We start from the raw sequence: 24405 nt of genomic DNA, 5'->3' as shown, positions 1-24405 counted from the left end.
TTTTGAAGATTTTTATCGAAAAAGTCTGTCAGTATCGATTCGATTCCTCAATATTTCAAGGAGGGAACCATGTTCTCAAAGGGACGGCTTCGCATCATTTCTGTCCTGCTGGCATTGATTGTTGTGTCGGGAATGGCCGGGTGCACCTCGGAAGCGAACAATCCCGAAGCGGGAGAAAAGGTGCTTCGCCTCGCTCTTTCCGGTGAGCCGCCTTCCCTTGATCCCGCCAAAGCGTTTGACGAGGATTCACTGGACCTCGTAAACAATCTGTTTGAAGGGCTGATGCGGCTGGATGAGCGGCACCAGCCGAAACCGGCCGCGGCGGAAGATGTGAAAGTGAGCGAGGACGGACTGACGTACACGTTCACTTTGCGACAAGCCAAATGGTCAAACGGGGAACCGGTGACCGCCCACGATTTTGAGTTTGCCTGGAAACGGGTGCTTGATCCCGAAACGGCGGCCGAACCGGCATTTCTGCTTTATTTCATCGAAGGAGCGGAGGCGTTCAACACCGGGAAAGGCAGTGCCGACCAGGTGGGGGTGAAAGCGCTGGACGACCGGACGCTGGAAGTGAAACTGGCGCGTCCCACTCCGGCTTTTTTGCAACTGACCGCCTATCCCACCTATTTTCCCGTGCCGAAAAAGGAAGTGGAGAAAAATCCGGATCTCTTCCACGAAGCCTCCACGCTGGTGTCCAACGGTGCGTTCAAATTGGCCGAATGGAAGCATGATTCCCATCTGAAATTCATTCGGAACGAGCACTATCGGGACAAAGAGGGCGTGAAGCCGGACGGCATCCACTTCTCCGTCATCAGCGACAGCAAGACCGTGTACTCCCTGTTCAAAACCCGGAAGCTCGATGTGGTGGGCAAAGGGGCCATTCCTTCCGATTTGCTGGAAGAGATGGTGAAAAACAATGAGGTGAAGCTCTCGGAAGGGAACGGGCTGGCATTTTTCAGGTTCAACGTGGAAAAGGAACCGTTCACCCATCCCAAGATCCGCAAGGCATTCGCCCTTGCCGTTGACCGCCGTTTGATCGTCGACCGGGTGTTGGGCGGAGTGGAAATTCCCGCCTACGGATACGTGGCACCTTCGGTTCCCGGAGATTTCCGCAATAAAGGCGGCAATCTGATCGAAGACGGGAACATCGAAGAAGCAAAGCGGTTGCTTCAGGAAGGCATGAAGGAAAAAGGCTGGAACAAATTGCCGGAAGTGACGCTGATGTACAGCAACGCGACAGACAAGAACAAGAAGGTGGCCGAAGCCGTTCAGGAGATGATCCGCAAAAACCTTGGCGTGGAGATCGTCCTGCAAGCCAAGGAGCGCAAAGTTCATCTCGCCGACCAGAAAAACAAAAACTTTATCATGACCACCTCCAGCTTTTTGGCCGACTACAACGATGCCTACAACTATCTGGAAAGCTTTCAGACCGATCACTCCATGAACCGGACCAATTGGAGCAACGCCCGCTACGATGAGTTGTTGAAAAAAGCGGCGGCCGAACCGGACATCGCCAAGCGTGACGAATATCTCCGCGAAGCCGAGAAGATCCTGTTTGAGGAAATGCCGATCTTCCCGCTGTATTTCTATACATCCGCGGTCATCGAGCAGCCCGGGGTGAAGGGAATCCTCCGGCATCCGGTGGGGCCTTCCGATTACACGAAAGCGGAAAAATGAAGACGTTCCTTTTGACACCACCCTTTGCGGGTGGTTTTTTTTGACACCGTACTTGCAAGGCAAACAACGCATACTAGGGGAAGACCGGAATCAAGGGAGGAAAACCATGAGCAAACATCGTCGCAAACGGTCAAAACTGAACCGGCCGAACCGTTATGAACCGGTTCGTGACGAAGAATTTGCCGCTGAAATCACTTCGGCCGGACCCGTTCGGAATCCGTCCATGAACAACGAACGGGAGGAGAAGGCTGATCGGGGCGAAGGTCTCGGAATCACCTCCATTGTTTTGTCGGTTTTGGCGTTTTTCTGGCTGCCCTTCGTGCTGGCGCCCGCGGGGATTGTCCTGGGTGTCATCGCGACCCGGGGAGGAAGCTCCCGGGGATGGTGGGGAGTGGCTTTGGGCGTGATCGCTCTGATCATCTCTTCGTTGGTGCTGCCGTTTCGAATCATATTCTGATGATTCCGGTCACAAGGCCCCCTTTCGGGGGTCTTTTTCGGGTGAGGAGAAAAAAAGCGGGGGGTTGAAAAAATCGAAGGAACATGATATAATCAGGTCAAAATCAAAACATGCGGATGTAGTTCAATGGCAGAACTCCAGCTTCCCAAGCTGGCGGCGCGGGTTCGATTCCCGTCATCCGCTCCAGGAATTGAGGCATCCCCCTGAATTCAGGGGGATGCCTTTTTTTGGACAGCGAATCGGAAACCGGGTAAAATGAAAGCAAGGCACCGGAAACGTTTGGTGTCCTCAATCAATAAGGGGGCTGGATCCGTGCGGGAAAAGGAGTATATTCGCTCTTTGTATGCCCGGGAAGACGAAGTGTTGAGCTCGATTGCACCCGGATTGGATGAGCGAAACATGCCGAGAATTTCCGTGCCGCCGGAAGTGGGGAAACTGCTGAACCTGTTGGTTCGGATTTCCGGCGCCAGAAGAATCCTGGAAATCGGTGCGCTCGGTGGGTACAGTACCATTTGGATGGCCCGGGCCCTGCCGGAAGACGGGGAGCTCATCTCCCTGGAGTTGAAAGAGGAGCATGCCGCTTTTGCCCTTGAGAACGTGAAAAAAGCGGGTCTCGACAAAAAAGTTCGCTTTCTGACCGGTGATGCTTCAAAAAGGTTGGAGCAACTGGTCGCTTCCGGAGAAAAATTCGACTTCTTCCTGATCGATGCCGACAAACAAGGGTACAATCATTATCTGGAACAGGCGATTCGCCTCGCCAATCCCGGAGCGGTGATCACGGCGGACAATCTGTTCCAGGGAGGTCGCATTTTCGATGAGTCGGATCAGTCCCCCTCAAGAGTGGCCATTCGGGAGTTCAATCGGCGAATCGCCGAAGATCCGAGGCTGGAGTCTCTGTTGGTTCCCATCGGGGACGGCGTGGGTGTGATTTGCGTCAAATGAATGCAAAACCCCCGGAAATCCGGGGGAGGGTTGCGAACATACGGTTATGCGACTGACAGCCGTCCGGCGGCTCGGATGAACGGAAAGGGATGAAAAGCCGAGGAGCGACGGTCATTCCGGGGTGGACCCGGATCGCCAACGCAACTTGGCCATCCATTCGTCCGATTTCGCCGCCACCTTGGGATACTTCTCCCGCAATTTGACCATCAGTCTTTTCGCCCAGGGGCTTGTCCGGGAAAGCATGGACAGCCCGATCAGGGTGAAGAGGATCCCTTGCAGAAACGGCGTGAAAAATCCGATGATGCCGAGCACGAGGAATATCCAGCCGAAAATGTTCAGCAATAGTTTTTTCAAGCGGGTATGCATCCGGATGGAAAACCCCTTTTGACTGTATATTTGTCCTCTTCAGTATAACGGATCGGGAAGTCTCCAACAATTGAAAACATTGACAGACCCCTGAAAAAGGAGGTCGGGCTTTGAGCAGGCTGGACGAAGTGTTGGCATTCAACAGGAAGTTCGTGGAAAATCGGGAATACGAGCCTTATCTGGCCGGCAAGTATCCCCGCAAGCAACTGGTGATCGTTTCGTGCATGGACACCCGGATGACGGAGCTTCTTCCCAAGGCACTCAATCTGAAAAACGGGGATGTCAAAATCATCAAGACGGCCGGAGCGCTCATCTCGCATCCTTACGGCAGCGTGATGCGCAGTTTGCTGGTCGCGGTCACGTTGCTCAAGGCGGATGAAGTGTGGGTGATCGGGCATCATGGCTGCGGAATGGTCGGTCTTTCCGCGGAGCCGGTGTTGAGCGGACTGAGGTCCCGCGGAGTGCCCCCGGAGAATGTGCAAAAGCTTCGGAACCGGGGAGTGGATGTGGATCGATGGCTCACCGGATGCAACACGGCGGAGGACGGGGTGAAGGAAAGTGTCTCCCTGCTCCGCAATCACCCGCTCTGGCCTCCGGATGTGATGGTACACGGATTGGTGATCGATCCCTGCACGGGAGAACTTACCCTGATTGATGACGGCAGAAACCCTTGAAAACATGACGATATCGGTGGAGGGATCTTTGTGGCAAAGGCAACTTTCGGTGCGGGATGCTTTTGGGGTGTGGAAGAAACGTTCCGGAAAATTCCGGGCGTGCTGGACACCGCGGTCGGTTATATGGGCGGGACGAAAGATCAACCCACGTATGAGGAAGTGTGCACGGACACCACCGGACATGCGGAAGTGGTCCATCTGGAATACGATCCGGAACAAGTGACCTACGAACAGCTTCTCCAGGTGTTCTGGGACAGTCATGACCCGACCCAGCTCAACCGGCAGGGGCCCGACGTGGGCACGCAGTATCGTTCCGTCATTTTCTGGCACACGGAGGAACAAAAAGAGGCAGCCGAACGTTCTAAGGCGGAATTGGAGCGGTCGGGGCGTTTCAAGGATCCGATCGCCACGGAGATCACTCCTGCGTCAACGTTCTGGAGAGCGGAAGAATATCACCAGCGTTATTTGCAAAAGCGTGGTCTCGGATCGTGCAGCCTGTGAGAGACAAACTTGGCGGACATTCTTTCGAAAACGGGGGATCTCCGCGTCCCCGGGGCATCTGTCAGACGACCCGGCGTCAGGCGAAAGAGTGTCCGGCAACCTTGGACAAATCCGGTTCCCATGGGGGAACCGGTATTTTTTTTGACCGTGGCATATCGCCGCGGACCACCCCGTAAACATGAAAGCGGAGGGGTGTCAGATGCTCGTAGCCGTCGATTGCGGACGCAGTTTTGTCAAAGTGAAAACCGAACGCAATTCCTTCATGTTCCCCAGCAAGGTGAGTGCGTGGCGGAACCGGCATTACCGGCAGGATCTCGAAGGTGACATGGAAGTGGTGTATCGGGGTCAACGCTGGTTTGTCGGACAGTTGGCGGAACGGGAGGGAGAATTCACCCGTCAGGCCATGCAAGATACCAAGGCGGTGGAAGAAACGTTGCTCCTCACGGTCACGGCGGTCCACCAGGCCGGGGCGAACGGGAACGTGGACCTCGTGACCGGCTTGCCCATCATTCATTACACGGAAGCGGAGCGAATGGCGGTGAGGCGCCTTCTGGAAGGGGATCATGAGGTGACGGTCAACGGACGGACCGCCCGTTTCCGGATCCGGCGCGTGTATACCACGATCGAGGGAGGAGGGGCGTTTTTCGCCGATCCAAGGTCGGGGTTGGTGAGAATTGTCGACGTGGGGGCGAAAACGACCAATTACGCCACGTTCAAAGACAAAGTGTTCATTGACCGGGATTCCGGAACCCTGCCCATCGGATGGGAAACGTTGCGTGAGAGCAATGAACGGGAAATGGCCGATGCGATCGCCGCCGCGCTCTCCAAGAAGTGGCATTCGGATGATGTGGTCGTGCTGATCGGCGGGATGGCCAAACGCCTGGAGCGGCACATGCAGGGGCATTTCCGGCATGCCTTTGCGGCCAGAAGCCCTCAGATGGCCAATGTGCTGGGATTTTACGAAGTCGGGAAGGCGCTGATTTCATGAACGGGAAGACGGGCAAAAGCGTATGGGTGACGTTTGATTTGACCGATCCGCTTGAACGGGAACTGTACCGGTTTCTGGAAAGGAAAACCCGAAATGTGGGCGATCTGGTCAAACATCTGTTGTTTGCCTGGCAGAACGGATGGATCGATGTGGAGGTGCCGGGACGGCGCCGGGAATCCGGAAAGAATGTGCAGGAGATTCGCTCCAGCGGCCTGCCGTTCGGGTGAGAAAGAAGAGAAGCAACATGAATAAAGGGAGCGATCCGGAGACAACGGGGAGTCCACGGGACTCTTGTTTTTTTTCAGTCATCTTCCCGATGGAAGCGGATCCAGCCTTTGTACTCCAGAAATTCGATCACCAGCCAAGCGGTGAACACGGACGCCACACAGACGGACAACTCCTTCAACATCATCGCGATTTCCGAAGGCATGGGTGGGACTCCTTTCAGAGGTGTGGATGAGGTGCTTTGATCGGGGAACCGAAAAAAGCCGTGAGAGAGGTTGCCGTGACGGTGGTTCAACGGATTTCCGTTTTTTCTGTTTATTTCCACGCAAGCGCGATCTCTTCCTTTTTCGAAAGAAAGTTCTTTGTAGTTGTTCAAACGGTTTCAACAAAAAGATTATTTACAGAACTGAGAAAAAAGTCTTGTCATTGGGGGATGACAGATTATACAATAGGATTGAAAACGCTTCCTCAATGGATTTATTTTTGCGAATCTGTGCAACCGTTTGCGCAACAAGGGGGGTCTTGCAATGATGTTGGGGAAAAAATGGCTTTCCGCAACCATGTCGCTGGCTCTGGCGCTGAGCGTGCTCGCCGGATGCGCGCCGGAGCGGCAACAGGCGACGACGGGCGGGGAAAAGTCGGAAAAATTGGTCGTTTGGGAAAATGCGGACGATGGAAAGCAACTGGGACACACCAAGAAGCTTGCGGCTGAATTCGAGAAAAAAACCGGCATCAAAGTGGAAGTGGTTCCCGTCGCGATATTGAAACAACAGGAGAAACTGACGCTCGACGGTCCGGCGGGAAAAGGTCCGGATCTGGTCACCTGGCCGCACGACCAGTTGGGAGCGGCGGTGATCAAGGGACTCGTCCAGCCGATCCAGCCCGATGCGTCCGTCACCGGACAGTTTGATGAATCGGCCTTGTCCGCGCTCACCGTCGACGGCAAATTGTACGGTCTGCCCAAAGTGACGGAGAGCATCGCTCTCATTTACAACAAGAAACTGATGCCCAATCCTCCGGCCACTTTTGAAGAGCTGAAGTCTTTCGCCAAGTCTTACACCAAGCCGGCCGAGAAAAAGTACGGCGTCATGTTTGAGATCAACAATCTGTATTTCAATCATTTTCTCGTGGATGCCAAGGGCGGATACGTATTCAAACATGAAAACGGCAAGTACGATCCGTCCGACATCGGTCTGAACAATGCGGGCGCCGTGGAAGCCGGCAAGGAAGTGGAGAGCTGGTTCAAGGAAGGGCTTTTGCCGAACGGACTGAAAGGGGACACGATCAACGGTCTGTTCAAGGAAGGGAAGGTGGCGGCGGTCATCAACGGTCCATGGGCCGTGCTGGATTACAAGCAGGCCGGCATTGACGTGGGAGTGGCCCCCATTCCCAAAGTGAACGGCAAGGATGCCCGCACGTTCATCGGGGTGAAAGGCTGGTATCTGTCCGCGTACAGCAAAGCCCCCAAAGAGGCCCTGGAATTGATGCAATTTTTGACCGGCAAGGAAGCGCTCAAATCGCGGTTCCTGGAAACGGGAGAAATTCCGCCGCACAAGGAATTGATCAACGATCCGGTCATCGCGGACGATCCGGTGGTGAGCGGATTTGCCAAACAGGCCGCCATGGGCGTTCCGATGCCCAACATTGCCGAGATGAACCAGGTGTGGGAGCCGATCAACAATGCCTTCAACTTCATCGCGACCGGAAAGCAAAATCCGGAGCAAGCTCTGAATGATGCGGTCAAGATCATCAAGGAGAAGATCAAGACGCAACAACAATGAACCGTTCGGGCGCGGTGGGTTTCCATCGCGCCTTTGATCCATGAGGCATGGAGAAGGGATGAGTGATGATGGCAAGCGGCGCCGATGAACGCATGACGGGAAGAAACGGGAAGCGGACGGCCGCGATCCTTTCCGCGCTCTGGATGGGTCTCGGCCAATGCTACAACGGCCAATGGCTCAAAGGACTTGTGTTTCTCCTGTTTCAGGCTCTGTTTCTCGTCGTCTTTTTCGATTTTTTTCATCTGGGTCTGTGGGGAATCATCACCCTCGGGGAAATCCCCGTGCTGGATCACTCGATCGAGCTGTTGGCCATGGGGTTGATTTCGATCCTGCTGATCCTGATCGGATTGCTGTTTTATGCGCTCAACATCGTGGATGCTTACCGGATCGGAGCGCTCCGTGACGGAGGACAACGGCCGCCCTCTTTGTCAGAGACCTGGAAGCAGCTGACGGATCAGGGTTTTCCGTATCTGGTGATTGCTCCCTCGATGATTCTGCTGGTGTTTGTGGTCCTGTTTCCGATTTTGTTCATGGTGATGCTGGCATTCACCAACTATGACCTTTACCACCAGCCTCCCGCCAAGCTGGTGGATTATGTGGGATTGGACAACTTCGTCAACCTGATTCGCTCGGACCTCTGGAAAGATTCGTTCTTCAGCGTGTTTGCGTGGACGATCGTCTGGACGTTCGTTTCGACCACGGTTCAGGTGGCCTTGGGCCTGTTTCTGGCTGTGTTCATCCATCAGCGGGGCATCCGCCTGAAAAAAGTGTTTCGCACCATTCTGATCCTTCCGTGGGCCGTTCCGTCCTTCGTGACGATCGTGGTGTTTTCGGGCATGTTTGACGACAACTTCGGCGTGATCAACCAGCTGCTTCAACAAGTCGGGATCGGTCCGGTCCCATGGTTGACCGATCCGTTCTGGAGCAAGGTGGCCGTTTTGCTCATCCAGTTCTGGCTCGGTTTTCCGTTCAGCCTGGCGCTTTACACCGGCGTTCTCCAGTCCATTCCCCACGATCTGTATGAGGCGGCCGACGTGGACGGTGCCACTTCCTGGCAAAAGTTCCGCAACATCACCCTGCCCATGGCCCTGTACGCCACCGGTCCGCTCCTGATCGTCCAGTATGTGGGCAATTTCAACAACTTCAACGTGATCTACCTGTTCAACAAGGGGAATCCGCCCGTGCCCGGAAGCACCGCCGGAGGAACGGACATCCTGATCTCCTGGGTGTACAAGCTGACGTTCAACACCTTCAAATTCAACTATGCGGCAGCGATTTCGATCGTGATCGGGCTGGTCGTCGCCGCCGTGTCCTTCCTGCAGTTCCGCAGGATGCGGGCGTTCCGGGAAGAGGGGATGATCGAATGAGGAAGCCGACCTGGAAAAAAAGAATCTCTCTCTTGTTGATTTACGCGTTTTTGCTGCTGATGGTGGTGGTTTCCGTCTATCCCGTCCTGTGGGTGATCGGGGCGTCCCTGTCTCCGGGAGACAGCATTTTTTCCACCACCCTGATCCCGGAAAACGCCACGTTGGATCATTATCGCTGGCTGTTCACCAGCCCGGAGAGCGATTACAAAACCTGGTATGCCAACACGCTCAAGATTTCCTTTCTCAATGCCGTGTTGTCCGTGATCCTCACCACCGGAACCGCCTACATCTTCTCGAGGTACCGTTTTTACGGCCGGAAATACGGGCTGATCGCCTTTCTTGCCCTGCAGATGTTCCCGGCCTCGATGACGATGGTGGCCATCTATCTGCTTTTGAACCTTCTGAATTTGTTGGACTCCCACTGGGGTCTTCTGCTGGTGTACGCCGGCATGCAGATCCCGTTCAACACCTGGCTGGTGAAGGGGTATTTTGACACGATTCCCCGCAGCTTGGACGAGGCGGCCAGAATCGACGGCGCCGGTCACTGGACCACGTTTTGGAAAGTGATCATGCCGCTGGCAAAGCCCATCGTGGCCGTGGTCTTTCTGTTCAACTTCATGGGGCCGGCCACGGATTTCCTGCTGCCCCAGATCGTGTTGACCAATCCCGAAAACCAAACGCTGGCGGTGGGGCTTTTCAATTTCATCAACAATGATTTCAAGAAACAGTACACGTTGTTCGCGTCCGGTTCCGTCCTTGTTGCGTTGCCGGTGACGGTGGTCTTTCTGGCCCTGCAGAAATACTTCATCACCGGACTGACAGCGGGTGCGACCAAAGGTTGAGGGGAGGATGACCGAACGTTGAGACGGGAAGCGGTGTATCATGCGGCTTCGGATCCATGGATCTGGCCTGAAAGCCTCAGCAGGGTGCGCGTCCGGATCCGGGTCGGAAAAGGGGATGTGAAGAGTTGCCGGGTCGGCGGTTCCGACCGTTATGTCTCTTTTGAGGAGAACGCGATTTGGACGGAAGCGGAAAAGATCGCGACGGATGACCTGTTTGACTGGTTTGAAGCGTCACTTGACGTCCCCTCCAAGCGTCTTCAATACCAGTTTCGTCTGGAAACAGCAAACGGGGAAGTGCTGCTCTGCGGGGAACGGGGCATCGGACGATCGATGCGGGATGCGGGCGTTTTTCAGTTCGCCTACCTGCATGAATCCGGTTTGTTTCAGATTCCCGAGTGGGCCGGGGATGCCGTGGTGTATCAGATTTTCCCGGACCGGTTTGCAAGAGGCAAGTCTGCCGATGATCCGGTGCATGCGGAGCCGTGGTCGCCGGATGCGAGGCCGCGCCCGGACAGTGTATACGGCGGCGATTTGGCGGGGGTGATCGACAAACTCCCCCATTTGCGGGATCTTGGCGTCAACACGATTTATTTCACGCCGCTCTTTCTTTCCCCGTCCAATCACAAATACGACACGGAAGATTACTTTCGGATCGATCCCTCGTTCGGAGATCTCCGGTTGTTCCGGGAGCTGGTGGACAGGGCGCATCGCTCGGGAATCCGGGTGATTCTGGACGCGGTGTTCAATCATTGCGGAGACCGCTTCTTCGCTTTTCGGGACGTTCTGGCAAACGGACCGCGGTCGCGGTACAAAGACTGGTTTTTCATCGACCGCTTCCCGGTGGAACAGGAACCGGAACCGACCTATGAAACGTTTGCCAACGGTGTGACCACCATGCCGAAATTGCGTACCGAACATCCGGAGGTGAGACGGTACCTGCTGAATGTGGCCCGGTTCTGGACGGAAACCGGCATTGACGGGTGGCGACTCGATGTGGCCAATGAGGTGGATCACGCGTTTTGGAGGGAATTCCGCCAAACGGTGAAAGCCGTCCGTGCCGACATCCTGATCGTGGGTGAGATTTGGCATGATGCCGGTGAGTGGCTGCGGGGAGACCGGTTTGACTCCGTGATGAACTATCCGTTTCGGGACTGCGTGGTCCGGTTTTTTGCGGAAGGATCGATCGATGCGCAAACGTTCGACGAGCAGCTTTGCCGCATTCGCATGAGGCATCCGGAACCCGTTCACCGGGTGATGTGGAACCTGATCGGCTCGCATGACACGGAACGTTTTCTGACTCTGTGTGGCGGCGATGACCGGAAAATGAAGCTGGCCCTCCTGTTCCTGCTGACTTGGCAAGGAGTGCCGATGCTCTATTACGGAGACGAAGTCGGAATGCAGGGAGGACCCGACCCCGATTGCCGCCGTCCGATGATCTGGGATCCGGAAGCGCAAAATCGCGGGTTGCTGGAATTTGTTCAAAGGCTCATCCGTCTCCGCAACCGGTTGACACCGCTCAGGCGGGGACGGGTTCGCACTTGGCATGCGGATCGAAGTTCCGGGATCTTCGCATTCATCCGGAAGGATGAAAGCCGTGCGGTCGGAATCGTTTTGAACAACGGGGATCAGCCGCGCACGGTGAAGTTGCCGGTGGAGCCGGGAATCGGTCCGGATGTGAGGGATCTGCTCGGAGGACGTCGGCACACGGTGACGGACGGGGAGCTGAGCGTGGATCTCGGTCCGTATGAGGGAGCCGTGTTTGAGATGGCGTGAGCAAGAATGGCCCGGCAAGCGCTCCGTCGCGGAGCGCTTGAAGCCGCGGTCCGTTTCCGTCGCATTGACAGCCCTTTGTCCGGTTCCGCGTGAAATCGGTTGCGCATTGTTTGCATCATTTTGTCATGGAGGGTTGGATGGAACCATGGAGAGGAAACCATATTTGATGGATGCGGTGGTCGGCAACGGGCGGATGCTCGGCACGCTGGACCGGCGCGGACAGCTCCACCGGCTGTGGTGGCCGAGACCGGACCATGCCCAACACGTCCGGCGGTTTTGGATCGGACTTCGGCTGAACGGACAACATGGCGTCCGCTGGTTGCACGGGAATGAATGGAAGCATCGACAAGCCTGGGAGGGAGATACGGCCGTCTTGAAGACGGAAGCCGTGATGCCGGGATCACTCAGAGTGACATGCACGGATTTCGTGGTCCCGGGATGCTCCGTGATGGTTCGCGCTTATCGGATCATCAACGAAGGGGAATCGCCGCTTCAAGCGGATTTTTTGCTGCTTTCCTCGTTTGAGATGGGAGAGCTGAAACGGTATAACACCACCCGGTTTGATCGTGAACGCGAGGCCCTGGTCCATTTTCGGAATGAATTTGCCGCGGCGGTCGGTGCGGATCGTCCCGTCAGCGGCTTCCAGGCCGGAAGAGCAACGGAAGCGGCGGAGTCGGGAAAACCGGACGGAACGGAAATCGACATGAGTCCGGAGGGGGTTCTCAGCTGGGACACGGGACTCCTGAATCCCGGAGAGACTTGGGAGATCACGCTGTGGATCTCGTTCGGAGACCATCCCGAAGCGGCGCTTCTTGAACTGGACGGGGCGAGGCGGACAGGGAGATCGACTTTGCTCGCACAGACAACGGGATGGTGGGAGGAGTATCTGAAGGAGGCAAAACCGGTATCCACCGGACATGAAACGGTTGACCGCCTGTACCGTCGCTCCCTCATCGTGTTTCGTCTGATGACGGATCTCACACAAGGGAGCATGATCGCGGCTCCGGAATTTGACGAGGATTTTTCCCGCTGCGGAGGATACGCCTATTGTTGGGGAAGGGATGCGGCCTGGATCGCCACGGCGATCGACCGTGCCGGTTACAGGGAAATGGTCCGGGATTTCTACCGTTGGACGGTCCGGGCGCAAAGTCCGGACGGTTCCTGGGAACAGAGGCACTACCTTGACGGGCGTCCCGCTCCCCAGTGGGGGCTTCAAATCGATGAGACCGGCTCTATCCTTTGGGGAATGTGGGAGTTTGTCCGGAAAGAAGAGAATGACGGATTTCTGGGAGAAATCTGGCCGGCCGTCCGGAAAGGGGCCGAGTTCCTTGCATCGTTTCTCGATCCGGAGACGGGATTGCCGCTTCCGAGCAAAGATCTCTGGGAAGAACGCGACGGGGAACATACCTATTCCGCAGCGGCCGTCTGCGGAGGGCTTCGCGCCGCCGCGCAGATGGCGGATCGTCTCGGCTTCGACGGTTTGGCACGGGAGTGGAAGCAGGCGGCCGAAACCGTTCGTTCCGCGGTGCTCAAGCGTCTGTGGAATGAAAAAAGAAACGCCTTCTTCCGGGGATTGAAACGGGCGGTGGATGCCCGGGCCGCCCGGGAGGCGGAAGCGAAAGGACGCCGGGTGATCCGGGAAAGGGACGGAAAAGGATACGTGGTATGGAGGTTGTGGGAGGATGACGTGATTGATGCGTCTTTGCTGGGAGTTTCCTTGCCGTTTGAGTTGATTCCCGCCGATGATCCGCGGATGGTAGCCACTTCCGAAGCGGTGGAAACGCTCCTGTCCAGTCCCGTGGGAGGAATTCGCCGGTACGAGGATGACAGATACATCGGAGGAAATCCCTGGATTCTCACCACATTGTGGCTGGCGATGATTCGGATTCGGCAATCCAGAGCGAATGAAGCCGTGCGGCTGCTGGAGTGGGCGGTTCGGCATCGCACCGCGTTGGATCTCCTGCCCGAACAGGTGGATCGTCACACGGGAGAGACGGCATGGGTGGTTCCGCTCACTTGGTCCCATGCCATGTTGGTGCTCACGGTTCATGAGCTGGTGGATGCGGGTGTTTCTTTGGACGCATTGACCGTGGATGGAGCGGAGTAACATGATTCGGTGATTTCCGGCGCCGGGCCGTCGGGAGTTGCAACGTTTGCACGGGCCGGGCGGTTCATGTGCGACTCCGCCCACCCGTTTTTTCCGTCGGATCATCGGTTTTTCTGAAGTTTGGCACGGGAAAGTCTCACGGTGTTATAATCAGAGATGAGAACGATTGCACGGTAAAGGAGCATTTTTTCATGACCACCATCAAAGATGTGGCAAAGTTGGCGGGCGTTTCTCCTTCCACCGTTTCCCGTGTGATCGCCGGAAGCAACCGGATCAGTGCGGAGACGAGAGCGCGCGTGCTGCGCGCCATGGAAGAGCTGAATTATGTGCCCAACGCGGCGGCCCGCAGCCTGGCCCGGGCAAACTCCTGGACGATCGGATTCACGATTGCCCGTCAGGCCGAGCAGGCTTTTTCCAATGCCTTTTTTCCGGAAGTGATGCGAGGCATGTCCACGGTGGCTCAGGCCCGCAATTACAATATTCTGATTTCGATCAGCCGGACCATCGAAGAGGAACGGGAAAAGTGTCTGCAGCTGATCCGGGAACGCCGGGTGGACGGGCTCATCGTTTCCACCTCCCGGATCAACGATCCGCTGATCCGCACGTTGCTGGAGGAAGATGTTCCGTTCGTGTTGATCGGCCGGTGTGCGGAGCGACCCGTCCTTTCCGTGAACAATGACAATGTGCAGGCCGCGAAAATGGCCACCCTTCATCTTTTGGATCAAGGATATGAAAACATCGTCTTCGTCAGCGGCGACTCCGGTCTGGTGGTGAGCCGTGACCGATTGAACGGTTACAAACAGGCTTTGATCGAACGGGATCTTCCGGTGGATCAAATGCGGATCATCGAAGCTGATTTTTCAATCGAAGGCGGATTCCGGGCGCTTCGTGAGCTGCGGGAACGGGGAGTGCCGTTTGACGCGGTGTGCGCCGCCGACGACCTGCTTGCGCTCGGTGCCATTCGTTTTGCCGAACATTTCGGACTCAGGATTCCCGAAGATTTCGGGATCGTCGGATTCAACGATTCACCGCTCATGCCGTTCATTCATCCTCCGCTCACCAGCGTGCGAATCCTTGCCTACGAACTGGGAACGGAAGCGATGGAATTGTTGCTGGATACGTTGGCGTCGCCGAACAAGCCGAGAACCATGAAAGAAATCATTTTGCCGTCCGAACTGATCGTGCGCCGATCGAGTTGTCGACTGAAAACCCCGGATTCGATCCGGGGCTGAGAACGGCAAATCGGGCCGGGCCGGCGTTTTTTCCGGAAGGGTGCGGAAAAAGCGTTCGGCCCGTCTTGGCATCTCGCTCACCTGACCCCTGTCAGGTGTTTGCTTTTTTTGATAGAATGAGGGAGTTGCAGCAGAGAATACAGGGAAAAGGGGGGATCTCCGTGATCTATCTGGACAACAGTGCCACCACCCGTACCCATCCCGAGGTGGTGTCGGTGATGGCGGACGTGATGCACAACGTGTTCGGAAATCCTTCATCGCTCCACGGAATCGGCGCCAAATCCCAACGTCTCCTGGAACAGGCCAGGAAACGGATCGCCGGGACCCTTTCCTGCTCTCCCGGAGAGATTTTCTTCACATCCGGCGGGACGGAGGCCAACAATCTGGCGATTCTGGGGACGGCGGAACGTTGGCGCGAGCGCGGTCGGCACGTGATCACCACCATGGTGGAACATCCGTCCGTGTTTGAAGCCGTTCGCCGTTTGGAATCAAAAGGGTGGAAGGTCACTTGGCTGCCCGTCGACTCCACGGGACGGGTGTCTCCGGATGAAGTGGAGAAGGCGATCACGGATGAAACCGTGCTGGTTTCCGTCATGCACGTGAACAACGAAACCGGCGCGATTCAGCCCGTTTCCGAAATCGGACGGCGACTTGAGCGGTTTCCCCGCGTGATTTTTCATGTCGACGCCGTCCAGTCGTTCGGAAAAATTCCGCTGATTCCCGCCGAATGCAGAATTGATCTGTTGTCGGCGTCGGGACACAAATTGCATGGCCCGAAGGGGACCGGATTTTTGTACATCCGCAAGGGACTGGAAATTTTTCCGATCGTGCACGGGGGAGACCAGGAACGGGGAATCCGGTCCGGAACCGAAAACGTCCCCGGGATTGCCGGATTGGCCAAAGCCGTGGCCCTGGCGGAAGGAAAACGGGAGGCGTTTCTCGAACAAACCCGCCGGTGGAAACGGGAGTTTCTCCGGAAAGTGACGAATCATCTCCCCGACGTGGTGGTGAACGGCGATCCGGAGCAGGATGCCCCTTACATCATCAGTCTGTCTTTTCCCGGGCTGAAATCGGAAGTGATCGTTCACGCCCTCGAACGGGAAGGCGTGTATGTTTCCAGCAAATCGGCCTGTTCCTCCAAAAAGGAAACGCCGAGCCGGATCCTGAAGGCGATGGGAAGAACCGATGAGGAAGCGCTTGGAGGGATCCGCATCAGCATGGGACTGGAGACGTCGGAAGACGACCTGACGCGGGCCGCGGATGCTCTCATTCGCGTGATCCCGCCACTCACACAAGTGATGAAGGTGCGGAAACAATGAAAGAGAACTGCATTTTGCTCAGATACGGAGAATTGGCTCTGAAAGGAAAAAACCGGACCGATTTCGAAAACCGGCTCATCGCCAACATCCGGGCGAAACTGGACAAATTCCCCGGCGTCCGGGTCACCCGCACGTACGGGCGCCTGTTTGTGGAGCCGGGAGACCAACCGGTGGAGCCGATTCTGGAAGAATTGCAAACGGTTTTCGGACTGGTCGGCATGAGTCCCGCCATCCGCGTTGACTCCGATTGGGAGCGGATCAAAGAGGCGGCAAGGGAATACGTGCAGTCGCGGTGTCCCGATGCACGAACGTTCAAGGTGACGGCCAAACGCTCCGACAAAAGTTTTCCGATTCCCTCGCAGGAAATGAACCACCGTCTGGGCGGATTTCTGCTCAAAACGGTCCCGGGGTTGAAAGTGGACGTGCATCGGCCCGATTTGAATCTTCACGTCGAAGTTCGCAACACAGCCACATATATTTACGGTAACGACATCCCCGGACCCGGTGGATTGCCGGTGGGAGTCAGCGGCCGGGTCATGCTTCTGCTGTCGGGCGGGATCGACAGCCCGGTGGCCGGCTGGATGGCGCTCAAACGGGGGGGCGAGCTTCATGCCGTCCATTTCCACAGCTATCCGTACACCAGTGAACGGGCCAAGCAGAAAGTGGTGGATTTGGCGCAAATCCTGACCCGATATGCCGGAGAGATCCGTTTGCACGTGGTGCCGTTCACGGAAATTCAAACCGAAATCAACAAACATTGCGACCGTTCCTATTCCATTACCGTGATGCGCAGGTTCATGCTCCGGATCAGTGAAGCATTGGCCCGAAAGCATCGTGCGCTGGCGCTAGTCACCGGAGAAAGTCTCGGTCAGGTGGCCAGCCAGACCCTGGAGAGCATGACGGCCATCAATGACGTGACCAACATGCCCATCCTTCGCCCGGTGATCGGATTGGACAAGCAGGAAATCATGGAGATTTCGAGGCGAATCGGCACATATGAAACATCGATTCTGCCATATGAAGATTGCTGTACGGTGTTTTTGCCGAAGTCGCCGAAAACCCGTCCCGACCTGCAAACCGCCAGGGATGAGGAAGCGCGGCTTGACGTGGAACGTTTGGTCCGGGAGGCGGTCGAAGGAACGGAGACACTGGTTCTGACCGAGCGGAAAGAGGACGGGGAAGAAGAATTCTCCTATTTTTGACACCATGTGATCACTGCAAGCGGGAGGAGTCGATGAGGCATGTTTCGGGATACGGTGATGAGGTTTACCCGCAAGTTGGTGGAACATCCGAGTATTGTCGGCACCTCCGGAGAGCGTGACCTGGCCTTTCTGATTCGCGACATGCTGGCGGAACATCCGTATTTCGGGGAACACCCCGACCACTTGATGGTGTTGCCCACCCGGGATGACGACCGTGAACGGTACAATGTCCTCGCGCTCGTGAAGGGCGGTGACGGACATTACCGTGAAACCGTGATCCTGATGGGGCACTTTGACACGGTGGGCGTGGAAGATTACGGCAAATGGCAGGACCTGGCTTTTTCGCCCGACAAACTGATCGAGGCGTGGCGATCCGAGCCGCTTCCGGAAGAAGTCAGACAGGATCTGGAGTCGGGCCGGTGGATGCCCGGCCGGGGATCCGTGGACATGAAAAGCGGAATCGCGATCAACATGGCCGTTCTGCATGAATTCGCGTCCCGCAGGGAAGAACTTCGCGGCAATCTGCTGTTCATCGCTGCCTGTGACGAGGAAAACGATTCGCGGGGCATGCTTTCGGCGGTGGAAGATGTCCACCCGTTGGCCGTGAGGGAGAATTTGGAGTATGTGGCGGCCATCAATTCCGATTACACTTCTCCCCGCTGGGAAGGAGACCCCAACCGGTACATTTACCTGGGAACCGTGGGCAAATTGCTCCCCGCGTTTTACGTGACGGGCAAGGAAACGCATGCGGGACAGGTGTTTGAAGGATTCGATCCGAACCTCGTCATCGCCGAATTGACGTCACGCATCGATTACAATACGGATCTTTGCGATGAATTGTTCGGCGAGACGACCATGCCGCCCGTTTCTCTCAAACAGACCGATCTCAAGTTGCGGTATGACGTGCAGACCCCGCACGGAGCCGTTGCCTGGTTCAATTTTTTCGTGCACGGAATGTCACCGGCTGACGTGATGCGGAAAATGAAATCGTTGGCGGAAGAAGCGTTTGCGGCCGCGGTCGGGAGGTTTGTCCGTCATCGGGACGTTCATGCGGGGAGAACCGGACTTCCTCCATCCGGATGGACCCCGAAGGTCCGGGTGTTTTCGTACGCGGAACTGTTGCGGGAAGCGCTGCGAAAGCATGGCGCCGCCTTTGAGCGTGAATGGAGGGAATGCCTCGAATCCCTGTCCGGGGACCACCGGTTGGATCTGCGGGAGTTTTCGGTGAAAGCCGTGGAAGAATTGTGGAAACGGGCGGGAGATGCCGAGCCGGCCGTCATCGTGTTTTATGCTTCCCCGTATATTCCGAGGGTGGTGCTCAGCGAGGAAGAGGAGAGGGGAGAGAGGTTGATGACGGCCGTCCGGAAAGCGGTGGACGACATTCGGCCTCATGTTTCCCGGCCCGTGGAGATTCGCAAGTTTTTCCCGTACATTTCCGACATGAGTTTTGTGGCGATCTCCGACAATGAAGGGGATCTGGAAGCATTCACGGTGAACATGCCGGCGTGGGAAGTGAAATACCGCCTTCCGGTGGAAGCGATTCGCCGCCTGGATGTTCCGGTGGTCAATATCGGCCCTTACGGAAAAGACGCCCACAAAAAGTGGGAACGGGTGGAAACGGATTGGTCCATGGAGATCGCTCCCCGGTTGACGGTCGGCGTCATTCAACATCTGTTCCGATGAACGTTCCCGTCCCCGGGTTCGGCCAGGCGGAAGGGTACTTGCTGGCAAAAGGAGTTGGGCAATGGAAGCGACCATGTGGAGTGATACGGCGTTTTGGCTGGGGTTCGTGAACATCATCATCATTGATATCATCCTGAGCGGGGACAACGCGGTCGTGATCGGGATGGCCGCCCGCAATCTTCCCGAACACCAGCGGAAAAAAGCCATTCTGTTCGGTGCGGCGGCGGCGGTGTTTCTCCGGGCATCTCTCACCGCCGTGGCGGCGTATCTGCTCAATATCCCGTTCCTGATGAGCGTGGGAGGGCTTCTGCTGTTGTGGATCGCCGTCAAATTGCTGGTGGATGAAGAGGAGTCGACACAAGTCACCGCCGGCTCTTCGATGAGAAGCGCGATCAAAACCATCGTCATCGCGGACGTGGTGATGAGTCTCGACAATGTGTTGGCCGTGGCCGGTGCCGCTCACGGCAACTTGCTGCTCATCCTGTTCGGTCTGGCGCTCAGCATTCCCATCATCATGTGGGGTTCGAAACTGATCGCCTCCATCATGAACCGGTTGCCTTGGCTGGTTTACCTCGGATCGGCCATTCTGGGGTACACGGCCGGAGAGCTGATTTTGAAGGATCCGTTCATATCCGGGCTGGTACCGGCGAATCTGAGGTTTTTGGATTTGGCGGTGCCGATGGCGCTGGCCGTTCTTTCCGTCCTCGCGGGATTTGTGGTCCGGAGAGCGATCGGACGACAGAAAACGGCCTGAGACAAACGGCTTGAACCGGCCTCCGAGGCGGAAGCCGTTGTCATTTTTTCCCCGAAGAACCTGCGGATTCCCGATTCCTTTTTCGTGTTTGACGCACGCTTCAAGAAGAATGACGATTGACATGGCAAAGCGGCTTTCCGATGGATCGGAAAGCCGCTTTTGCGTTGGCTGGGGAAGCAGGATTCGAACCTGCGAATCACGGAGTCAAAGTCCGTTGCCTTACCACTTGGCTATTCCCCATCGTTGCATCTGGTAAAAGTATGTCTCCGGGCCATGTCAAATATGCATCTCTTCGGAGAGAAATTCGTGTCATGCGCAAATGTTGTCGAAAGAAAGCAGGAAAAGGAAAAAGAAGGAAGAATTCGGAAAATATTGACGAATGAAAAAATGAAGGGAGGGTAAAGACGCGCATTGGATGTGGTTGCCTGCGTGGAACAACTGATCGGACAAGCCGTGGAATGGGGGGCCAGTGACATTCACATCGAGCCGCTTCCGGACAGGGTACGGATCCGAAAAAGGGTGGACGGGTTTCTGGTGGAGGTTCGTTCGTTTCCTCCGGAGTGGGCGTCTCCCCTGGTGTCGCGCATCAAAGTGATGAGCGGGATGGACATCGGGGAACGGCGCATGCCCCAGGACGGATCCCTCACGCTGGACAAGGACGGTGAACGCTTTGATGTTCGGATTTCCACCGTTCCGGTGCTTTACGGAGAAAAAATGGTGCTGCGGTTGATGAAGAGCCATGCACGGCCGGTTTCACTCGACGGACTGGGAATGGAGATGGCGACCTTGGAAACCGTGAAGCGGCTGCTCAAACGAAGCAACGGCCTCTTGTTGGTGACCGGTCCGACGGGATGCGGAAAGACCACCACGTTGTATGCCATGGCCGAAGAGTTGAACCGGCCCGAGACGAACATCGTGACCCTGGAAGATCCCGTGGAACGGAGATTGGAAGGAATCAACCAGATCCGGATTCATCCCCGGGCAGGTCTCACGTTTGCGCGTGGGCTCAGAGCCGTTCTCCGGCAAGATCCGGACGTGATCATGATCGGGGAAATCCGTGATGCGGAAACGGCCGCCATCGCGGCTTCGGCGGCATTGACCGGTCATCTGGTTCTGTCTTCGCTCCACACGGCCGATGCGGCCAGCGCCGTGACCCGTTTGGTGGACATGGGTGTGGAGCCGTACCGGGTTGCCGCGGCGTTGGCGGGTGTCATCGCACAGCGGCTGGTCCGTCTCGTTTGCTGGAATTGCGGGGGAAGCGGATGCGAAGGGTGCATGAAAACCGGCTATTGCGGAAGAACCGGCGTGTTCGAGGTCATGGTTTCCGATGAACGGTTGGAACGAATGATCGTGCGGGGAGATCCGGTTCACGAAATTCGTCGCCATTTGCGGAAACAGGGAGTTGTTTCGCTGGGAGAAGCCGTGAAGCGGAAAATGGATCAGGGACTGACGACCCGGGAGGAATGGATGAGGGTGATCGGAGATGTGGTGGAAGAAACGGTGGAAGGTTGAGCAGCTGGCTCAATTTGCGCAGCAAACGGCCGGTTTGTTGGAGAACGGCGTTCCTCTTCTGGACGCACTGGATCTGCTTCATGAACAACAGCTGATTCCGTCATTCTTGTACGGAACGCTGAAGGACCGGTTGCAGCGGGGGGAGCGTCTTTCCGATGCACTGCGGGTCTCCGGTTTTCCCGCCTTGTTCGTTTCATTCATCCGGGCGGCGGAAGAACACGGGGACTATTCCTTCGGATTTCGGCAATGTGATACTTACTATTCGGCCCGCAGCAAGTGGATCCGGGACATGTGGAGAGCGATTCTCTATCCGGCCGTGGTGTTTTTGATGGTCTTGATCTCGTTTCTCTTTCTCACGTCCGTGGTGTTGCCCCGCTTTGCCGACCTGTACCGTGCGATGGGAATTCCGCTTCCATTGGCCACACGGTGGTTGTTCGCCGTCCGTGATCACTGGTACTGGCCGGCGGGTGTGATCGGTACGGGGATCGGCATGCTTCTCATCCTGCACGGCATTTCGGGGACGGGTTCTTCCGGGAGGAGGGAGGCATGGGAGAAAGCGCTTCTCAGGATTCCCGTGATCGGAGATCTCCGGATGCTTCGGATGACGCAATATGTCTCCGTGCAACTGGGATCGCTGCTCAATGCCGGCGTTCCTCTCCGAAACGCGCTTGAGCTGGTGGAACGGGAAACTCCGTGGGTCTGTCTGTCCGCCGGATTGCGGCGGATCCGCATGCGTGTGGAGTCCGGCAGTCCGCTGCATCTGGCCATCCGGGAGGAAGCGGGAGATCTCTTTTTGCCGTCGTTGCCCAGACTGGTGGCTTTGGCGGAAAGCATCGGCAGCGTGAACAACGCGTTTCTGATGTTGGCGCGGGAAACCGAGGCGGCCATCACGTCGAAGACGGAAAAATTCACCCGGGGGCTGGAGCCGCTGTTGATCTTCGGCGTGGGACTGTTGATCGCGGCCATGGTGATCGCGCTGTTTTTGCCGATGTTGCAGATGGTTCGCGCACTCTGAACCGACACGTTGAAAGCGAGGAGAGGTGAAGGGATGAGGAAAGCAACAGACGAAAAAGGATTCACCCTGATCGAGATGCTTGTGGTTCTGTTTATCATCGGATTGATTCTGGCCATCGCCATTCCCAATCTGAAGGCGGCCGGAGAAAAGGCGAGCAGTCAGGCGGACCGTGCCAACAGGCGGTTGATCGCTTCCCAGGCGGACAATTATTTTTTGGAGTACGGCACTTATCCCGCCAGCGTGGAAGAACTGGTGAAGACCAATTATCTCCGTTCCGTTCCCAAGTGCCCGGGAGGAGGAACCTACGTGATCAATCGGAAACCGGACGTACCGGCTGAAGAGCGGGTGACCTGCAAGCGATGAGTGGCGCCCGCTTTCGGGAAGGGGGTTGGACGATGGCGGAATTGACGATGACCCTTTTCGTGGTGGGCCTTTTGTTTTCGCTCAGCGTTCCTGCCATGGCCCGGATCGGTGAACGTTTGGAACGGGAAATGTTCATGAGGTTTCTTGCCTCCGAATTGCAATATGCCCGGATGGAAGCACTCGCCAGGGAGCAGGAAGTCCGCGTTCTTCTGGAGGAGACATCGATCCGGGTGATTCAGGGGGGATCGGAACTTCGAACCGTTTCCGTTCCTCCCAAATACCGGCTGGAAAGCAACTATCCGGACGGGATTTTGTTTGCGAAAACCGGTCAGGCGCGAGGAGGAACCGTTCGGCTCATGCTGGACGGCCGGGTGGTGGGCCTCCTTCGGATTCAGGTTGCGTCGGGGCTTCCCGTTGCGGAGTGGTTGCCTTGATGCATGGGGAAAGGGGCTTTACCTTGTCCGAAACGGTTACGGCGATGTTCGTGCTCGGGGTTTTGCTCTTCATGGCCATCCCCGTCGTGGGTGAGTTGAAGGCAATGGGTCAAAGACAAACGTCTTTGGTCGAAGCCGGCTTGCTTCTCCAGCAGCGGATGGAGAAAATCCGAGACTCGTTCGGGAGCGACTGTGTCGGGGAGGAACAAGTTCGAAGCCGGGCATACGTGCATCAAGTCTATCGGCTTCGCTGGCATTGTTTCGAAGAAACGCCGGGACTGGTCCGGCACGAAGTGGAGATTCGTTGGCGAGGACCGCAAGGGGAACAGGTGCGACGGTTGTCCGCCTGGAGGGCGATTCCATGAGAGACGAAAAAGGGTATACCTACGTCGAAGTGATCATTTCCCTGTCCGTGTTGGTGCTTTTGATTCCATCGCTGTTCCTGGCGACGCGAACGTTTGAAGGAGAGATCGGCAAACAGGCCGGCCGGCAAAGGCTGGAGGCTGAAGTGTTGTCTTTCGTGCCGCTTTTGGAACAGGACGTGAAACGGGCAAGCCACTTCCGGAAGGAAGGGGAGGCTTTGGTGATCGGATTTCCGGACGGATCCTCCGTTCGGTATGAACACCGAAATCGACGACTGATAAGAAGTGTCAAGGAACCCACGGATTCATCGTTCGGCGGGACGATGATCGTGCTGGACAATGTGTATTTTGCGGCGTGGATGCCGGACGACCGAGGGGTGGAAGTGGAGCTCGGCCTCCAAAACTGGACCTCATCCATGGACGTCACCCTGTATCTATCGGAAAGGAATGAACAAGACAATGCGGGATGAACGGGGAGCCGCATTGCCGGTCGTGCTTGCCGTCTCCTCCATGATCTTCATTCTTCTCACCATCATGGTGTCGATGAACATTCGAAGCAGGCAGACGGAACGGTTGTGGTGGGAAGGAGTTCAAGCGGGTTACGCCGCGGAAAGCGGCATGGAAGTCATGAAGACGCGATTGCGCGAACGGCCGGAAGCGGATTCCGGCCGGTTTCGGCTCGGGGAATATCTGGTGGAGGTGAAAGCGGAACGGAAAACCGGTCAACTCCGGCTCCGCGCCGTTGCCACGGGACCGTCGGGAATCCGAAAGTCCGCGGAAGCGGAGCTGGATCCCGCATCACTGGTCATCCAAAGACGCATCCGGTAAG

26 protein-coding genes and 2 tRNA genes are annotated in these 24405 nt (G+C 56.5%); 25 read left to right on the top strand and 3 right to left on the bottom strand.

Features of this window, described 5'->3' with window-relative positions; genetic code table 11:
* Positions 1-69 precede the first annotated feature (69 nt).
* The 4 genes from EG886_RS08805 to EG886_RS08790 all read left to right on the top strand — a co-directional run bounded on the left by EG886_RS08805 (position 70) and on the right by EG886_RS08790 (position 3076).
* A complete protein-coding gene (locus EG886_RS08805) occupies positions 70-1677 on the top strand; it encodes a peptide ABC transporter substrate-binding protein (RefSeq protein ID WP_124727785.1) in 1608 nt (535 codons plus the stop codon).
* Positions 1678-1783: 106 nt separating this feature from the next.
* The gene (locus EG886_RS08800; RefSeq protein WP_124727784.1) at positions 1784-2134 is read left to right on the top strand and encodes a DUF308 domain-containing protein; all 351 of its coding nucleotides are present in this window, start codon (positions 1784-1786) and stop codon (positions 2132-2134) included.
* 112 nt (positions 2135-2246) lie between these two features.
* Positions 2247-2320, top strand: a tRNA-Gly gene (locus EG886_RS08795).
* A 126-nt stretch (positions 2321-2446) separates the two neighbouring features.
* Positions 2447-3076: an O-methyltransferase gene (locus tag EG886_RS08790; protein WP_241154297.1), complete on the top strand. Its 630-nt coding sequence runs from the start codon at positions 2447-2449 to the stop codon at positions 3074-3076.
* 111 nt (positions 3077-3187) lie between these two features.
* Here the strand turns inward: EG886_RS08790 and EG886_RS08785 are convergent, their stop codons facing one another.
* Positions 3188-3430, bottom strand: coding sequence for a PGPGW domain-containing protein (locus tag EG886_RS08785; protein ID WP_206425309.1), 243 nt, complete (start codon positions 3428-3430; stop codon positions 3188-3190).
* Between the two features lie 122 nt (positions 3431-3552).
* Between EG886_RS08785 and EG886_RS08780 the strand changes: the two genes are divergently transcribed.
* The 4 genes from EG886_RS08780 to EG886_RS08765 all read left to right on the top strand — a co-directional run bounded on the left by EG886_RS08780 (position 3553) and on the right by EG886_RS08765 (position 5832).
* Positions 3553-4116 (top strand): beta-class carbonic anhydrase, encoded by a 564-nt coding sequence (locus EG886_RS08780; RefSeq protein WP_124727781.1) that lies wholly within the window; start codon positions 3553-3555, stop codon positions 4114-4116.
* 30 nt (positions 4117-4146) lie between these two features.
* The gene (msrA, locus tag EG886_RS08775; RefSeq protein ID WP_124727780.1) at positions 4147-4617 is read left to right on the top strand and encodes a peptide-methionine (S)-S-oxide reductase MsrA; all 471 of its coding nucleotides are present in this window, start codon (positions 4147-4149) and stop codon (positions 4615-4617) included.
* Between the two features lie 199 nt (positions 4618-4816).
* Positions 4817-5605: a ParM/StbA family protein gene (locus EG886_RS08770; protein WP_124727779.1), complete on the top strand. Its 789-nt coding sequence runs from the start codon at positions 4817-4819 to the stop codon at positions 5603-5605.
* Entirely contained in the window at positions 5602-5832 is a 231-nt protein-coding gene (locus EG886_RS08765; RefSeq protein ID WP_124727778.1) for a hypothetical protein, read from the top strand. The genes EG886_RS08770 and EG886_RS08765 overlap by 4 nt, the downstream gene beginning before the upstream one ends.
* 74 nt (positions 5833-5906) lie before the next feature.
* Here the strand turns inward: EG886_RS08765 and EG886_RS14050 are convergent, their stop codons facing one another.
* Positions 5907-6035: a hypothetical protein gene (locus EG886_RS14050; RefSeq protein WP_277423814.1), complete on the bottom strand. Its 129-nt coding sequence runs from the start codon at positions 6033-6035 to the stop codon at positions 5907-5909.
* A gap of 322 nt (positions 6036-6357) precedes the next feature.
* Here EG886_RS14050 and EG886_RS08760 point away from each other — a divergent pair, with 322 nt between their 5' ends.
* The 10 genes from EG886_RS08760 to EG886_RS08715 all read left to right on the top strand — a co-directional run bounded on the left by EG886_RS08760 (position 6358) and on the right by EG886_RS08715 (position 19890).
* The gene (locus EG886_RS08760) at positions 6358-7611 is read left to right on the top strand and encodes an extracellular solute-binding protein (RefSeq protein WP_124727777.1); all 1254 of its coding nucleotides are present in this window, start codon (positions 6358-6360) and stop codon (positions 7609-7611) included.
* Between the two features lie 65 nt (positions 7612-7676).
* Complete coding sequence (locus EG886_RS08755) at positions 7677-8978, top strand: carbohydrate ABC transporter permease (protein WP_420894142.1); 1302 nt, start codon at positions 7677-7679, stop codon at positions 8976-8978.
* The gene (locus EG886_RS08750) at positions 8975-9820 is read left to right on the top strand and encodes a sugar ABC transporter permease (protein WP_124727776.1); all 846 of its coding nucleotides are present in this window, start codon (positions 8975-8977) and stop codon (positions 9818-9820) included. The genes EG886_RS08755 and EG886_RS08750 overlap by 4 nt, the downstream gene beginning before the upstream one ends.
* A gap of 18 nt (positions 9821-9838) precedes the next feature.
* A complete protein-coding gene (locus tag EG886_RS08745) occupies positions 9839-11593 on the top strand; it encodes a glycoside hydrolase family 13 protein (protein WP_124727775.1) in 1755 nt (584 codons plus the stop codon).
* Positions 11594-11738: 145 nt separating this feature from the next.
* Positions 11739-13700: a glycoside hydrolase family 15 protein gene (locus EG886_RS08740; protein WP_124727774.1), complete on the top strand. Its 1962-nt coding sequence runs from the start codon at positions 11739-11741 to the stop codon at positions 13698-13700.
* A 191-nt stretch (positions 13701-13891) separates the two neighbouring features.
* The gene (locus EG886_RS08735; RefSeq protein ID WP_124727773.1) at positions 13892-14932 is read left to right on the top strand and encodes a LacI family DNA-binding transcriptional regulator; all 1041 of its coding nucleotides are present in this window, start codon (positions 13892-13894) and stop codon (positions 14930-14932) included.
* A gap of 161 nt (positions 14933-15093) precedes the next feature.
* On the top strand, positions 15094-16251 hold the full coding sequence (locus EG886_RS08730; RefSeq protein ID WP_241154296.1) for a cysteine desulfurase family protein: 1158 nt from the start codon (positions 15094-15096) through the stop codon (positions 16249-16251).
* Positions 16248-17453 carry a tRNA uracil 4-sulfurtransferase ThiI gene (gene thiI / locus EG886_RS08725; RefSeq protein WP_124727772.1) on the top strand — a complete coding sequence of 402 codons (1206 nt, stop codon included), beginning with the start codon at positions 16248-16250 and terminating at the stop codon, positions 17451-17453. Before EG886_RS08730 ends, thiI begins: the two co-directional genes overlap by 4 nt.
* A gap of 39 nt (positions 17454-17492) precedes the next feature.
* Positions 17493-19136 (top strand): M20/M25/M40 family metallo-hydrolase, encoded by a 1644-nt coding sequence (locus EG886_RS08720; RefSeq protein WP_124727771.1) that lies wholly within the window; start codon positions 17493-17495, stop codon positions 19134-19136.
* A gap of 61 nt (positions 19137-19197) precedes the next feature.
* Complete coding sequence (locus EG886_RS08715; protein ID WP_124727770.1) at positions 19198-19890, top strand: TerC family protein; 693 nt, start codon at positions 19198-19200, stop codon at positions 19888-19890.
* A 165-nt stretch (positions 19891-20055) separates the two neighbouring features.
* On the opposite strand, the gene EG886_RS08710 is transcribed toward EG886_RS08715, so the two are convergent.
* Positions 20056-20130, bottom strand: a tRNA-Gln gene (locus EG886_RS08710).
* Positions 20131-20307: 177 nt separating this feature from the next.
* Here EG886_RS08710 and EG886_RS08705 point away from each other — a divergent pair.
* Genes EG886_RS08705 through EG886_RS08675 form a run of 7 tightly spaced genes read left to right on the top strand, consistent with a single transcriptional unit; the run spans position 20308 to position 24404 of the window.
* Positions 20308-21402 carry a GspE/PulE family protein gene (locus tag EG886_RS08705; RefSeq protein ID WP_241154439.1) on the top strand — a complete coding sequence of 365 codons (1095 nt, stop codon included), beginning with the start codon at positions 20308-20310 and terminating at the stop codon, positions 21400-21402.
* The gene (locus EG886_RS08700) at positions 21374-22417 is read left to right on the top strand and encodes a type II secretion system F family protein (RefSeq protein WP_124727768.1); all 1044 of its coding nucleotides are present in this window, start codon (positions 21374-21376) and stop codon (positions 22415-22417) included. Before EG886_RS08705 ends, EG886_RS08700 begins: the two co-directional genes overlap by 29 nt.
* A gap of 33 nt (positions 22418-22450) precedes the next feature.
* Positions 22451-22780, top strand: coding sequence for a competence type IV pilus major pilin ComGC (locus tag EG886_RS08695; RefSeq protein WP_124727767.1), 330 nt, complete (start codon positions 22451-22453; stop codon positions 22778-22780).
* A gap of 32 nt (positions 22781-22812) precedes the next feature.
* The gene (locus tag EG886_RS08690; protein WP_164491747.1) at positions 22813-23214 is read left to right on the top strand and encodes a pilus assembly FimT family protein; all 402 of its coding nucleotides are present in this window, start codon (positions 22813-22815) and stop codon (positions 23212-23214) included.
* Positions 23215-23237: 23 nt separating this feature from the next.
* A complete protein-coding gene (locus EG886_RS08685; RefSeq protein ID WP_124727765.1) occupies positions 23238-23579 on the top strand; it encodes a hypothetical protein in 342 nt (113 codons plus the stop codon).
* Positions 23576-24046, top strand: coding sequence for a hypothetical protein (locus tag EG886_RS08680; RefSeq protein ID WP_124727764.1), 471 nt, complete (start codon positions 23576-23578; stop codon positions 24044-24046). Before EG886_RS08685 ends, EG886_RS08680 begins: the two co-directional genes overlap by 4 nt.
* Positions 24036-24404: a hypothetical protein gene (locus EG886_RS08675; RefSeq protein ID WP_124727763.1), complete on the top strand. Its 369-nt coding sequence runs from the start codon at positions 24036-24038 to the stop codon at positions 24402-24404. Before EG886_RS08680 ends, EG886_RS08675 begins: the two co-directional genes overlap by 11 nt.
* Position 24405: the final 1 nt, after the last annotated feature.

The sequence above is a fragment of the Staphylospora marina genome (assembly GCF_003856495.1).
Taxonomy (GTDB): domain Bacteria; phylum Bacillota; class Bacilli; order Thermoactinomycetales; family Thermoactinomycetaceae; genus Staphylospora; species Staphylospora marina.
Note: the sequence above shows the minus strand (reverse complement) of the source record. Positions and strands in the feature narration are given on the sequence as shown.

What these genes read in the sequence shown, in the direction of transcription:
- EG886_RS08695 (WP_124727767.1), top strand. Translation starts at nt 22,451, where the DNA reads ATGAGGAAAGCAACAGACGAAAAAGGATTCACCCTGATCGAGATGCTT.
- EG886_RS08715 (WP_124727770.1), top strand. Translation starts at nt 19,198, where the DNA reads ATGGAAGCGACCATGTGGAGTGATACGGCGTTTTGGCTGGGGTTCGTG.
- EG886_RS08675 (WP_124727763.1), top strand. Translation starts at nt 24,036, where the DNA reads ATGCGGGATGAACGGGGAGCCGCATTGCCGGTCGTGCTTGCCGTCTCC.
- EG886_RS08755 (WP_420894142.1), top strand. Translation starts at nt 7,677, where the DNA reads ATGATGGCAAGCGGCGCCGATGAACGCATGACGGGAAGAAACGGGAAG.
- EG886_RS08690 (WP_164491747.1), top strand. Translation starts at nt 22,813, where the DNA reads ATGGCGGAATTGACGATGACCCTTTTCGTGGTGGGCCTTTTGTTTTCG.
- EG886_RS08700 (WP_124727768.1), top strand. Translation starts at nt 21,374, where the DNA reads ATGTGGTGGAAGAAACGGTGGAAGGTTGAGCAGCTGGCTCAATTTGCG.
- EG886_RS08760 (WP_124727777.1), top strand. Translation starts at nt 6,358, where the DNA reads ATGATGTTGGGGAAAAAATGGCTTTCCGCAACCATGTCGCTGGCTCTG.
- EG886_RS14050 (WP_277423814.1), bottom strand. Translation starts at nt 6,035, where the DNA reads ATGCCTTCGGAAATCGCGATGATGTTGAAGGAGTTGTCCGTCTGTGTG.
- EG886_RS08765 (WP_124727778.1), top strand. Translation starts at nt 5,602, where the DNA reads ATGAACGGGAAGACGGGCAAAAGCGTATGGGTGACGTTTGATTTGACC.
- EG886_RS08800 (WP_124727784.1), top strand. Translation starts at nt 1,784, where the DNA reads ATGAGCAAACATCGTCGCAAACGGTCAAAACTGAACCGGCCGAACCGT.
- EG886_RS08720 (WP_124727771.1), top strand. Translation starts at nt 17,493, where the DNA reads ATGTTTCGGGATACGGTGATGAGGTTTACCCGCAAGTTGGTGGAACAT.
- EG886_RS08750 (WP_124727776.1), top strand. Translation starts at nt 8,975, where the DNA reads ATGAGGAAGCCGACCTGGAAAAAAAGAATCTCTCTCTTGTTGATTTAC.
- EG886_RS08680 (WP_124727764.1), top strand. Translation starts at nt 23,576, where the DNA reads ATGAGAGACGAAAAAGGGTATACCTACGTCGAAGTGATCATTTCCCTG.
- EG886_RS08740 (WP_124727774.1), top strand. Translation starts at nt 11,739, where the DNA reads ATGGAGAGGAAACCATATTTGATGGATGCGGTGGTCGGCAACGGGCGG.
- EG886_RS08735 (WP_124727773.1), top strand. Translation starts at nt 13,892, where the DNA reads ATGACCACCATCAAAGATGTGGCAAAGTTGGCGGGCGTTTCTCCTTCC.
- EG886_RS08770 (WP_124727779.1), top strand. Translation starts at nt 4,817, where the DNA reads ATGCTCGTAGCCGTCGATTGCGGACGCAGTTTTGTCAAAGTGAAAACC.
- thiI (WP_124727772.1), top strand. Translation starts at nt 16,248, where the DNA reads ATGAAAGAGAACTGCATTTTGCTCAGATACGGAGAATTGGCTCTGAAA.
- EG886_RS08805 (WP_124727785.1), top strand. Translation starts at nt 70, where the DNA reads ATGTTCTCAAAGGGACGGCTTCGCATCATTTCTGTCCTGCTGGCATTG.